The sequence below is a fragment of the Streptococcus oralis ATCC 49296 genome, from assembly GCF_000185265.1.
GTDB classification, from domain to species: Bacteria; Bacillota; Bacilli; order Lactobacillales; family Streptococcaceae; genus Streptococcus; species Streptococcus oralis_BC.
This window is the reverse complement of the sequence record NZ_GL622183.1, coordinates 1,766,841-1,779,576: the sequence shown is the minus strand read 5'-3', so window position 1 is coordinate 1,779,576 and position 12,736 is coordinate 1,766,841. Positions and strand designations below refer to the sequence as shown.

Annotated in this window: 8 protein-coding genes; 7 read left to right on the top strand and 1 reads right to left on the bottom strand. The window is 41.1% G+C overall.

Annotated features, from left to right (window positions below):
• Positions 1-17 precede the first annotated feature (17 nt).
• Positions 18-878 carry a YihY/virulence factor BrkB family protein gene (locus HMPREF8578_RS10815; RefSeq protein WP_000759519.1) on the top strand — a complete coding sequence of 287 codons (861 nt, stop codon included), beginning with the start codon at positions 18-20 and terminating at the stop codon, positions 876-878.
• Between the two features lie 39 nt (positions 879-917).
• Here the strand turns inward: HMPREF8578_RS10815 and queA are convergent, their stop codons facing one another.
• Positions 918-1,946, bottom strand: coding sequence for a tRNA preQ1(34) S-adenosylmethionine ribosyltransferase-isomerase QueA (queA, locus tag HMPREF8578_RS10810; protein WP_001090140.1), 1,029 nt, complete (start codon positions 1,944-1,946; stop codon positions 918-920).
• 146 nt (positions 1,947-2,092) lie between these two features.
• Here queA and HMPREF8578_RS10805 point away from each other — a divergent pair, with 146 nt between their 5' ends.
• From HMPREF8578_RS10805 to HMPREF8578_RS10780, 6 genes are all read left to right on the top strand, one after another.
• On the top strand, positions 2,093-2,800 hold the full coding sequence (locus HMPREF8578_RS10805; RefSeq protein WP_000864614.1) for a glucosamine-6-phosphate deaminase: 708 nt from the start codon (positions 2,093-2,095) through the stop codon (positions 2,798-2,800).
• Positions 2,801-3,088: 288 nt separating this feature from the next.
• Positions 3,089-9,883, top strand: coding sequence for a GEVED domain-containing protein (locus HMPREF8578_RS10800; RefSeq protein WP_000513887.1), 6,795 nt, complete (start codon positions 3,089-3,091; stop codon positions 9,881-9,883).
• A 213-nt stretch (positions 9,884-10,096) separates the two neighbouring features.
• On the top strand, positions 10,097-10,714 hold the full coding sequence (locus HMPREF8578_RS10795) for a class I SAM-dependent methyltransferase (protein ID WP_000639298.1): 618 nt from the start codon (positions 10,097-10,099) through the stop codon (positions 10,712-10,714).
• Between the two features lie 13 nt (positions 10,715-10,727).
• Positions 10,728-11,351 (top strand): Type 1 glutamine amidotransferase-like domain-containing protein, encoded by a 624-nt coding sequence (locus HMPREF8578_RS10790; RefSeq protein WP_000811172.1) that lies wholly within the window; start codon positions 10,728-10,730, stop codon positions 11,349-11,351.
• Positions 11,352-11,507: 156 nt separating this feature from the next.
• The gene (gene rpsU / locus HMPREF8578_RS10785) at positions 11,508-11,684 is read left to right on the top strand and encodes a 30S ribosomal protein S21 (protein ID WP_000048054.1); all 177 of its coding nucleotides are present in this window, start codon (positions 11,508-11,510) and stop codon (positions 11,682-11,684) included.
• 64 nt (positions 11,685-11,748) lie between these two features.
• Entirely contained in the window at positions 11,749-12,711 is a 963-nt protein-coding gene (locus HMPREF8578_RS10780) for a hypothetical protein (protein WP_001209616.1), read from the top strand.
• Positions 12,712-12,736: the final 25 nt, after the last annotated feature.

The window sequence follows — 12,736 nt, the reverse complement described above, 5'->3', positions numbered from 1 at the left end:
ATGACGGAGGATGGAACATGAAAAAGTGGTGGAAAGAGCTGATGGACAGGCCCTTATTGAAAGCTTTTTTGCATTATTATCAAGCATCTGATAGTGAGTTGACCAGTGTTGCGGTTGCCTACTATTGGTTGATTTCAATCTTTCCTCTGCTAATGATAATGGTCAATATTTTGCCTTATTTTCAGATTCCGGTCTCAAATTTCTTACTTACGATCAAGGAATTTTTGCCCGATACGGTGTATGATGTGGTCGCCAAGATTGTCCGAGAAGTTCTGACTCAACCATCAACTGGTTTGCTGAGTTTTGCCGTTTTATCTGCACTCTGGACCTTTTCGAAATCAATGGATTTCCTCCAAAAAGCTTTTAACAAAGCCTATGGAGTGACCAAGAGTCGAGGAATTATCTCCCATCAGTTGATGAGTCTACTTGTTAGTTTTGGCTTGCAGATTCTTTTTGCCTTGGCCTTGTTTTTGAGTATGTTTGGTCGTATGTTGCTCAACCTCCTCAAAACTTACTGGCAATCAGACAGTCCGCTATTTTCCTACCTGCAAGATTTTACAGGCCCTCTGGTCTATGCCTTGATCTTTGCCATTCTGGTTATGATCTATTACTTCCTTCCAAAAGTAAAAGCACCACGAATCCGCTATGTTTTACCAGGAAGTGTCTTTGTCTTGCTAACTCTTATCTTTTTATTGAACATCTTTTCTGTCTACGTCAATAGTTATGTTAATCATCTGGTTGATGTCCGATTTTTCAGTTCCATTATCGTGGTAGTCATGATGTTCTGGTTTATTCTTATTGCAAAGATTTTGATTATCGGAGCAGTTATCAATGCCAGTGTTCAGAGTTTGAAAGATCCAAAGTTTGGTATAGAATAATCAGAAAAATCCCTATTAGGTTTCCTAATAGGGATTTTCTTAATAGATAAACATGGCATCTCCAAAACTGAAGAAGCGGTAGTGTTCTTGGATGGCATGGTGATAGGCATCTAGGACTAAGTCACGACCGGCAAAAGCAGAAACTAGCATAACAAGAGTTGACTTGGGTAGGTGGAAGTTGGTTGAAAAAGCATCCACAACCTTCCAGTCGTAGCCTGGTTTGATAAAGATATTGGTCCAGCCAGAATCTGCTTGGATTTGCCCATTAAACTTGGAACCGATGGTTTCCAGTGTGCGGATCGAAGTGGTTCCGACAGCGATGACGCGACCTCCATTTTCCTTAACAGAGCGAAGGGTGGCAGCTGCTTCCTCAGAAAGTTGGTAGAATTCAGAGTGCATTTCATGTTCGTCCAGATTGTCAACAGAAACGGGTCTAAAGGTTCCGAGTCCGACATGGAGGGTCAGATAAACCAGATGGACCCCCTTGGATTGGATTTCTGCTAGCAGTTCTTTGGTGAAGTGCAATCCAGCAGTTGGTGCTGCAGCAGAACCACTTTCTTTAGCGTAGACCGTTTGATAACGTTCACGGTCATCTAGTTTTTCGTGGATGTAGGGTGGTAGTGGCATTTCTCCCAGACTTTCCAAAACTTCTAGGAAAATTCCTTGGTATTCAAAGCGGACAATACGGCCCCCGTGGGTCAATTCTTCCGTAACGACGGCGCTGAGGCGACCATCGCCAAAGCTGACACGAGTACCAACTTTGAGACGTTTGGCAGGTTTAGCCAGAACTTCCCACTCATCACCGGCAGTATTTTTGAGCAGGAGAAGCTCCACGTGCCCTCCGGTCTCCTCTTTTTGACCATAAAGGCGGGCAGGGAGAACGCGAGTGTCGTTCATGACAAGGGCATCACCAGGTTCCAGCATATCAATAATGGAGTGGAAGTGTTTATCCTGCATTTCTCCCGTCTCACGATTAACGATAAGGAGTTTAGATGCATCTCGTTTTTCAAGGGGCGTTTGGGCAATCAATTCCTCAGGCAAGTGGAAATCAAAATCAGCTGTATTCATTTTTTCATCATTCTTTCTAAGTTCTAATCCTATCCATTATAACATGTTTCAAGTTTGGACGCTCTTTTTTTAGAAATTAAATCGTTTTCACTTGACAAAAATTGGTCTATACCATATAATAAATATAGAAACATGGAGGATATAAAATGAAAGTTATTAAAGTTGAAAATCAAGTCGAAGGTGGAAAAGTAGCTTTTGAGATTTTGAAGGAAAAATTGGACAATGGTGCCCAAACATTAGGACTTGCGACAGGAAGTAGTCCACTTGAATTTTACAAGGAAATCGTTGAGAGTGACCTTGATTTTTCAAATCTAACCAGTGTGAACCTAGATGAGTATGTAGGGCTTGATGGGGACAATCCACAGTCTTACCGTTACTTCATGCAAGAAAACTTGTTCAACCAAAAGCCATTTAAAGAAAGCTTCTTGCCACGTGGTGTTAAGGATAATGCTGAAGAAGAAGTTGAACGCTACAACCAAATTTTGGCTGACCATCCTGTTGATTTGCAAATCTTGGGGATTGGTCGCAATGGTCATATCGGCTTTAATGAGCCTGGTACTCCATTTGACAGTCAAACGCATTTAGTAGAACTAGACCAGTCTACCATCGAAGCCAATGCTCGCTTCTTTGAAAAGATTGAAGACGTCCCAACTCAAGCCATTTCAATGGGAATTAAAAACATCTTGGATGCCAAGTCAATTATTCTCTTTGCTTACGGTGAGTCAAAAGCAGAAGCCATTGCTGGAACAGTGTCTGGCACAGTGACTGAGAAGCTCCCAGCAAGTAGTCTACAAAACCACCCTGATGTGACGATTATCGCTGATGCAGAAGCGCTCAGCTTACTCGAAAAATAAAAATTACAAGAACCACTTGCTCTTCGGAGTGAGTGGTTTTTTGATGCTTATAAGCTAGAAGTGAAATTTTGCAAATTTCGGTTTAATCTATAAAATATTTGAATAAAGAAATTATATAAATTTTAATTCAGGAAAAATATAATAAGATAATAACTAAAATTAAGTATACGTTGTTTTTCTTTTATAATTTAAATAATAACTAAAATTTTTTAAGTTTACTTAGTAGCGAAGCTGTAAAAAAAGTTGTATAATATTCTAAGTTATAAAATTATAATTAAGGAGATTATAATGGGGAAAGATTTATTTAATCCACGCCTTCATAAGTTTTCTATTCGAAAACTAAATGTAGGTGTTTGTTCTGTGCTCTTGTCCACCTTGGTTCTATTGGGAGCAGCTACACAAGTTAGTGCTGATGAGACAAGTGTGACAAACTCTTTAAACGAGGTAGCTAAAACAAACCTTGATAAAACAACGGGGACTTCTATATCACCTACAGATTCTAAAACATCAGAAAAGTCTGAAACACCATCTGTAGTAGAATCCTCTCAACCAACTAAAGAAACAGCAACTTCAAATTCTGGAGCAGAGCCTGCTGATAAAAAGAACAATGACCAATCGGTTATCTCTGAAACATCACAGTCTCCTGTTGAGAAACCAGTTACTTCTCCAGAAGATAAATCTATTGAGAGTGCTAAACCAGAAACTACAGTTGCTCCAATAATTGCTGAACCTACTGAGTCGTCTAGTGCTACTGAACAATCTACACGTTCTCGTAGAGTTCGTCGTGATACCCAGGCAACTTCAGTTGCACCAGCTAGTTATGCAGGTGCGGACGATGCGACTCCTGTACCACGTACATCTAAACCAGAATTGTCTGAATCAGAGAAGAAAGAAAGTACACAATTAGCAAAACAAATTAACTGGATTGATTTCTCTGATACAGCAAGCTTGAAAAACTTAGATCCTCAGGGAGGGTTTAAGATTGGAACTACTTATACGAAGGAAATTTCGCCTGGCTATGTAGTGACACTTACCGTTACAGAGCTCAAACCATTTCAATCAACTGAAATCTATAAAAAACGGGTTGAAGGAACTTCATCTGCTGGAACTTATGATCCAAATGCAACAAACAATTATTTAAAAAATTGGAAAGATTATGGAAAAACTCCACCTCCTGTATCAGGTCAAGCGCAAGATAAATGGAGTACTATTGGTGGACAAGGTTTTGATACAAAAGGCCATAAAACACAAATTATCGTACCAGTTGATGGTGTAAACTGGGGGGTTAAATTTAAAATAGAAGCCACTTATCGTGGTAAAAAAGTAAAACCAGCAGTTGTTATGGCTGATGGAGAAGATGCTAACCCTGGTGAATATGGTATTTTTACCACTAACGGTGAAGGTTGGGAATACGTAGGAGAATGGATGAAAGGTCCTCGTGCAAAAGGTCCTTACACTGTTACGACTGAAGAACTTGTTAAGCAGGCTGACAAGACAACAAGAGGTGGTCTACTAATCCTAAAAGATAAGACTGTCGATTGGAATAAGTTTTTGAGTCCTGATACAGTTACAGGTGGTCTAGGTAGTCAAGTATTTGGACCAATAGTTTCAGCAAGTAAAGCAGTGCCAGTTGTAATGACCCGTGGGGCTTCTGAGGTAGGTTTTTATGTTGCGACCGCAGGGCAACAGGCACTTATGATGGGATTCTTGGTAGTTGATGGTGGTGATGCGCCAGAAAGTTACGGTGAAGCTCACCATACTATCTCTACACGCGATTCGATAACAAATGCTCAAATAAAGCAACCTTACTTAGGTTCTACAGAAGCAGATATCGATGTGGATTCTAAAAATAACTGGACTTCTGATGATCGTGAGGATGTTTCAGATGAAGGTTCACAGCAATTGCTAACTGCTGATCAATATAGCAATACTAACGACCTTTTGGATTTAAATAAAGCTAAGAATGGCACTTATACTCTTAAGATTAAGGCTAATCCAAATGGTAATGCTAAAGCATATGTCAAAGCATGGGTGGACTTCAATAATAATGGGAAATTTGATGATAATGAAGGCAGTGTAGTTAAAGAAATAACTGCTAATGGAGATCACACTTTAACATTTAATGCAATTCCGAGTCTTAGTGGTGGCTTAGTTGACCAACTTGGAATGCGTGTGCGTATTGCGACTAATGCAGGTGATATTGAGAAGCCTACCGGGATGGCATTTAGTGGTGAAGTAGAGGACATGTTGGTTCGTCGTACTTATCCACCTCAAGGTGAAAAGAAAGAAACAACAGGTCTTCAAGGTGAAACACAAAATGCTACAGTTCACTTCACACCTAAAGGACCAGATCGTTCAGACTTTGTAACTAATGCTAGCATGAGTAGCCAAGCGCCACAGATTTTGGATAATCAAGGAAATGTATTGACTCCAACAAACGGCAATACTTATGTGCGTCCGGAAGGAACCTATGTAGTGACTACTAATGGAGATGATATCGATGTAGCGTTCACACCAAATGCAGACTTCACAGGAACTGCTGAAGGGATTAATATTCGTCGTACAGACTCAAACGGTTCATCAACTAACTGGCAATCAACTGATGCATCAAATCCAAATAAGAATGACATTTTGAACAATATGGATGGTCGATACATTCCTACTGTTCGAAAGATACCAACATATGAATCAACTGGTGTTCAAGGTCAAGAACAAAACAAAAATCTAATCTTTAATGATGGCGATCCAGATAAAACGCCAGTGACTCCAGATGCTTCACGCCCTGCGACCTTTGTGGATGCTAACGGCCAACCTATTATTGGTAACTCAGTTCCTGCTACATCAAATGGTCAGTCAGTTGGAACTTATGAGTTAGACCCTAACACTGGTCAAGTCACTTTCAAACCTAACAAAAATTTTGTTGGTACCCCAGACCCAGTTACTGTCCAAGTAAATGATTCTAACGGTGTTCCTTACCGAGCACATTATAAACCAACAGTGACTAAGGTAACACCAACCAGCACTAACGCAACCAGCACAGGCCCTCAAGGTGTTCCACAAACTGGTACTCCAAGCTTCCAAGGTGGTGACCCACTGGTTCCAATCGATGAAACAGTTGAACCAACCTTCGAAGATGGAAGTAAAGAGAAATCTATTCCAGGTCAAGGAACCTACACGATTGCACCTGACGGAACTGTAACTTTCACCCCAGACAAGCAGTTTGTCGGAAACCCAGATCCAGTTACAGTGAAGCGTGTGGATAAGAACGGTACTCCAGTCACTGCGACTTATACCCCAACAGTGACCAAGGTAACCCCAACAGGAACTAACGCAACCAGCACAGGCCCTCAAGGTGTTCCGCAAACAGGTACTCCAAGCTTCCAAGGTGGCGATCCACTGGTTCCAATCGATGAAACAGTCGAACCAACCTTCGCAGATGGTAGCAAAGAGAAGAACATTCCAGGTCAAGGAACTTACACGATTGCAGCGGATGGTACAGTGACCTTCACCCCAGACAAGCAGTTTGTCGGAAACCCAACTCCAGTCACAGTCAAACGCGTAGATAAGAATGGCACCCCAGTCACTGCGACTTACAGCCCAGAGTTTACTAAGGTAACTCCGACTGGTACTGGTGATAAGACAGAAGGACTTCAAGGTCAGGTCCAAGAAGGTAAAGTGACCTTCACTCCAGGCCATGCCTCGGTTCCATTCCCAGCTGATTCAACTCCACTATTTGACAATGGGACAGCTGTGAAAGAAGTGCCAAATGTTGGTAAGTTCGAAGTGGACGCAGACGGCAAGGTAACTTTCACTCCAGATAAACAGTTCAAGGGTGAAACACCAGAACTTGAATTGACTCGTGTGGATGCCAATGGAACTCCTGTTACTGTCAAGTACCAAGCGGTGGTGAAAGAAGTAACCCCAACTTCAACGGATGCCACTTCAAATGGTATCCAAGGTCAACCGCAAAAGGGTACCCCAACCTTCACAGAAGGGAATCCATTGGTTCCAATTGATGATACGAAATCAATGACTTTCGAAGATGGACAGTCAACGAAAACAGTTCCTGGTGTAGGTGAATACAGCATCAATCCAGATGGCTCTATTACCTTTACACCAGAAAAACAATATGTTGGCACACCAGCTCCAGTTACAGTGAAACGTGTAGATAAGAACGGCACCCCAGTGACTGCGACCTATACCCCAACAGTGACTAAGGTAACCCCAACCAGCACTAACGCAACCAGCACAGGTCCACAGGGTGTTCCACAAACGGGCACTCCAACCTTCCAAGGTGGCGATCCACTGGTTCCAATCGATGAAACAGTTGAGCCAACCTTCGCAGATGGAAGCAAAGAGAAGACCATTCCAGGTCAAGGAACTTACACGATTGCACCAGACGGTACAGTGACCTTCACCCCAGACAAGCAGTTTGTAGGCAAACCAGACCCAGTAACGGTTAAACGCGTGGATAAGAATGGCACCCCAGTTACTGCGACTTACAGTCCAGAGTTTACTAAGGTGACTCCAACAGGAACTGGCGCAACGAGCACAGGTCCTCAAGGTGTTCCACAAACGGGCACTCCAACCTTCCAAGGTGGTGATTCACTGGTTCCAATCGATGAAACAGTTGAGCCAACCTTCGAAGATGGCAGCAAAGAGAAATCTATTCCAGGTCAAGGAACTTACACAATTGCGCCAGATGGAACTGTAACTTTCACTCCAGACAAACAGTTTGTTGGAAACCCAGCTCCAGTCACAGTAAAACGCGTAGATAAGAATGGCACCCCAGTTACTGCAACTTATAGTCCAGAGTTTACTAAGGTAACACCAACAGGAACCGGTGCAACAAGTACAGGTCCTCAAGGACTTCCACAAACTGGTACTCCAACTTTCCAAGGTGGCGATCCACTGGTTCCAATCGATGAAACAGTCGAGCCAACCTTCGAAGATGGAAGCAAAGAGAAATCTATTCCAGGCCAAGGAACCTACACGATTGCACCAGACGGAACTGTAACCTTCACTCCAGACAAGCAGTTTGTTGGAAACCCAGATCCAGTTACAGTGAAACGTGTGGATAAGAATGGCACTCCAGTTACTGCGACTTACAGTCCAGAGTTTACTAAGGTGATTCCTACAGGAACCGGTGCAACAAGTACAGGTCCTCAAGGACTTCCACAAACTGGTACTCCAACTTTCCAAGGTGGCGATCCACTGGTTCCAATCGATGAAACAGTAGAGCCAACCTTCGAAGATGGAAGCAAAGAGAAATCTATTCCAGGCCAAGGAACCTACACGATTGCACCAGACGGAACTGTAACTTTCACTCCAGATAAACAGTTTGTTGGAAACCCAACTCCAGTCACAGTCAAACGCGTGGATAAGAATGGCACCCCAGTTACTGCGACTTACAGTCCAGAGTTTACTAAGGTGACTCCAACTGGTACGGGAGATAAGACAGAGGGGCTTCAAGGTCAGGTCCAAGAAGGTAAAGTGACCTTCACTCCAGGTCATGACTCTGTTCCATTCCCAGCTGATTCAACTCCACTATTTGACAATGGTACAACTGTGAAAGAAGTGCCAAATGTCGGTAAGTTCGAAGTGGATGCAGACGGTAAGGTGACCTTCACACCAGATAAACAGTTCAAGGGTGAAACACCAGAGCTTGAATTGACTCGTGTGGATGCCAACGGAACTCCTGTTATTGTCAAGTACCAAGCGGTGGTGAAAGAAGTAGTTCCAACCAGCACTAACGCAACCAGCACAGGTCCTCAAGGTGTTCCACAAACAGGAACTCCAAGCTTCCAAGGTGGTGACCCACTGGTTCCAATCGATGAAACAGTTGAGCCAACCTTCGCAGATGGAAGCAAGGAGAAGTCTATTCCAGGTCAAGGAACCTACACGATTGCACCAGACGGAACTGTAACTTTCACTCCAGATAAACAGTTTGTTGGAAACCCAGATCCAGTCACAGTCAAACGCGTAGATAAGAATGGTACTCCAGTTACTGCGACTTACAGCCCAGAGTTTACTAAGGTGACACCAACTGGTAAAGATACTTCTTCAGTTAACATTAAGGGGCTTGTTCAAACGGGTACGCCAACATTTGAAGGTGGCGATCCACTTGTTCCAATCGATGAAACTGTGGCAGCAACATTTGAAGATGGAACAACTGAAAAAGTGATTCCAGGTGAAGGAACTTATGCAATCTCACCAGATGGCACCGTTACCTTCACTCCAGAGGCAGACTTTGTAGGAAAAGGAACAGGCGTAACGATTGTCCGCAAGGATAAGAATGGTACTCCAGTTACTGCAAGCTATCGCCCGACAGTTGTAGATCCATCTACTGGTCATGATACGGCTTCTACAGGAACCAAAGGCCAACCACAAGTGGCAACCCCAACGTTTGAAGGACATATCGATAGTACAGTTCCACCAACCTTTGAGGATGGTAGCACGACTATGGTTGTTCCGGGTGAAGGAAGCTATACAATTGATAAAGATGGTAAGATTACCTTTACACCAGAACCAGACTTTGTTGGTACAGCTAAAGGATTGGTTGTGAAACGTCTGGATATGTATGGAAATGTAGTTATTGCTCATTACACACCAACTGTCCTTGGACAAACACAAGTGAGTGATGCGACATCCGAAGGTCTTAAAGGTCAAACTCAGACTGGTAAACCAAACTTTACAGGTGATGTCGATCTGACAGTTCCACCAACCTTTGAAGATGGAACAACTGAAAAAGTCGTTCCAGGTGAAGGAACTTATGTAATCTCACCAGATGGCACCGTCACCTTTACCCCTGAGGCAGACTTTGTAGGACAAGCCAAAGGTGTGAAAGTGATCCGTAAAGACCGTAATGGAAATATCATTTCAGGATTCTATACTCCAACAGTAGTAGAAGTTCCTGTCGTTGAAAATCCAGAACAACAAGGTATTACAGAAGAAAGAACTGCTAAAACTCTTCCAAATACGGGTTCTGAGGAGACATCTCACTTGACAGCTGGTCTATTGGCTGCTTTATCAGGTATGGGATTAATTTCTCTAGCTCAAAGAAAAAAATCTGAGGAAGAATAATTAGTGGCGAAAGTCATCTAGTAAGTTGTTTTAGATACTTGATTGAAATGATTACATTCATCGCTATCTAAGAAGATGTCAGTCTAACAGAAAGAGAGAACCAATTGGTTCTCTCTTTTTGGTAATTGGTTTGAAAATCGTTTAATTATTTTGCATCAATTGTTCACTATCCTGCTAAAGTGGTATAATAAAGTTATACGAGGAGGCTAGACTTTGATTTATATAATTGGTTTTACTTGTTTTTTACTTTTGATGTTACTGTTTTCTCGTCTCATTCAGCAATCAAAGAACCCTTCGGGCTTTCTAGGAAAACGAATGATGAAATTGTGGAATAGAGCCTATCTCCCCATGTTTGTATGGGCAATTCGTCATCTGGATAGGACATTTTACCCTGCAATCTTAGATGTAGGAGTTGGGAATGGCCGTTCAACCATCCAACTGAAAGAAACTTTTCCGCAAAGTACTATAACTGGAATTGATATTTCAGATGTAGCAATAGCTCAAGCCAAACAGATAGAGATAACTAATATAAATTTTGAACGAAGAGACGTTAGGGATACAGGCTTTTCTGATGAAAGTTTTGATTTAATCACAGCTTTTCAAACTCATTTTCATTGGCAGGATCTAGAGGCTTCTTTTATGGAACTTCGAAGAATACTCAAATCAGACGGGATGCTCTTACTGGCTTGTGAATATAACAAGTTGTCTTACTTTTTACCAGAGGTCCAAAGCGAAGAAGCATTTAGACGATTCTTGTTGTTAATAGGGTTTGAGCTTATAACTAGTCAAAGAAAGGGAGCGTGGATCCTTTATAAAATTGTTAAACATTAATGGAGGTACAGTCATGAAACAATTATTTTTATGTTCATACTTTGCTGGAGTCAAAAAGCTTTTTAGCGATTATGCAAAGGAAAAGAATCTAGAAAATAAGGTTTTATTTATTCCTACCGCTGGGAACAAAGAGGATTATACTGCCTATATCGATGAGGCTCAGCAAACATTCAAAGATTTAGGATTTGAGATAGAGGTTCTAGATATTGCTTCTTGTGATCGAGAAACTGCACAGGCAAAGATTTTCCAAAGCAAAATTCTTTATATCTCTGGCGGGAATACCTTTTATTTATTGCAAGAATTAAAGAAAAAGCAACTCCTATCTCTTATCAAAGAACAAATAAGAGATGGGCTGATCTATGTGGGAGAATCAGCAGGGGCTATCATTACCGCCAAGGATATTGACTACAATAAGCTCATGGACGACAAGACGGTAGCGAAAGAGTTATCGGATACAACGGGATTGGATGAAGTGGATTTTTACATCCTTCCACATTATAGTGAGGAGCCTTTTACTGATAGTAGCAAGAAGACCTTTGAAACCTATAAAAATCAGCTCGACTTAATGCGAATGAACAATTCACAAGCTGTTATTGTAAATGATAAAGAAATAAAAGTTGTTTCTGAACAGGATTAAAATAATTTTTTTCGCTATTATGACATCTATTCTAATACGTTGTTCCTTTTAAAAAGAAAAGGGAAGATAATATAAGTTTATGTCAGTTTTCCCTTGACAAATATTCATTTTGCGTGTAAAATGGAATAGATCTTGAACTTGAAGGGAGTGAAAAAAATGTCTAAAACAGTAGTACGTAAGAATGAATCTCTTGACGATGCACTTCGTCGTTTCAAACGTGCGGTTACTAAAGCTGGTACTCTTCAAGAAACACGCAAACGTGAATTCTATGAAAAACCTTCTGTAAAACGTAAACGTAAATCAGAAGCAGCTCGTAAACGTAAAAAATTCTAATTTGAAATGAAAGGCTAGACTTGTCTAGTCTTTTTTTGCACAATGTTTAGAGGAATAAATTGTTATGAGAGAGTATATAAAAGAATATCAAAAGATGCGTGAAAATCACTTGGAAGATTGGGGTTATTGTGCTGATCCGATAGATTGGAAGGAATTTGAAGAGTCAAACCAAAGAATTTTTGAAAAGTATTTGACCGATTCAAAAGTATTGTCTGACAAGGTTTTAAGAGTAAAATTGTACAGTAGCTTATTGCTAGATGATATTAAATATTTTGCCTATTATGCGGCGTTTTTAGATGGGGATTATAAGCAGTTAAACAACGCTCTATGGCAAACAGGAAGAACCGGGTTGTTGAGAGGTGGTTTGTTGGCAAGTGGAACCATCTACACAGATGGGATTTTGAAAGGCTTGTTTACCTCTTTTGCTTGTAACGATTTTTCAGTCATTCCATCATTCATCCCCAAAGATTTACCCTTGTTGAAAGGAATCTATTATCCAGAAAATGTGATTAATATTTTATACGCTCTTTATTATCAAGATGAAGAAAGATTATCCGAGTCTCTCTTGCGTGCACAACAGTTTTTAGGGAAGAAAAAACGAACTGGTATGGAAGAATTTTCTGTTCGGTATTTTATAAGTTTGGCAAGAAAAGATGCAGTTGCATTAAGCGCGTCCTTACAAAGTTTATGCCAAGCTTATCAGAGACGAGGCTTCCCCTATGAAAAGATTGATAAGTGCTTTGCGGATGAGATTCATGGTCTATATCGATTGGTACGATTTTTTGACCATTCCTTGTTTGAAGAAGTCAGTATGCCGTCTCATAAGACTTTTTTGAAGGAGTTTGAAGAATGGCAAGTCCGAAATCAGTTTCCAAAAGGTCAACAGTTCTATACCTATCCTCAAGATATGGCTGATGCAAACAGAATATTAACAAAAGGTCTTCCAAGAATTTGCTTTGAAAAATCTGGAAGGGACTTGGTGATAGACGTTGACCAATTTGCAGTAGATTTGTCTCGGTTAATTTAAAAGAGTACGAAAATACTTCCTAGTT

Coding starts and splice junctions, on each gene's coding strand:
- HMPREF8578_RS10815 (WP_000759519.1), top strand. CDS start 18: ATGAAAAAGTGGTGGAAAGAGCTGATGGACAGGCCCTTATTGAAAGCT.
- queA (WP_001090140.1), bottom strand. CDS start 1,946: ATGAATACAGCTGATTTTGATTTCCACTTGCCTGAGGAATTGATTGCC.
- HMPREF8578_RS10805 (WP_000864614.1), top strand. CDS start 2,093: ATGAAAGTTATTAAAGTTGAAAATCAAGTCGAAGGTGGAAAAGTAGCT.
- HMPREF8578_RS10800 (WP_000513887.1), top strand. CDS start 3,089: ATGGGGAAAGATTTATTTAATCCACGCCTTCATAAGTTTTCTATTCGA.
- HMPREF8578_RS10790 (WP_000811172.1), top strand. CDS start 10,728: ATGAAACAATTATTTTTATGTTCATACTTTGCTGGAGTCAAAAAGCTT.
- rpsU (WP_000048054.1), top strand. CDS start 11,508: ATGTCTAAAACAGTAGTACGTAAGAATGAATCTCTTGACGATGCACTT.
- HMPREF8578_RS10780 (WP_001209616.1), top strand. CDS start 11,749: ATGAGAGAGTATATAAAAGAATATCAAAAGATGCGTGAAAATCACTTG.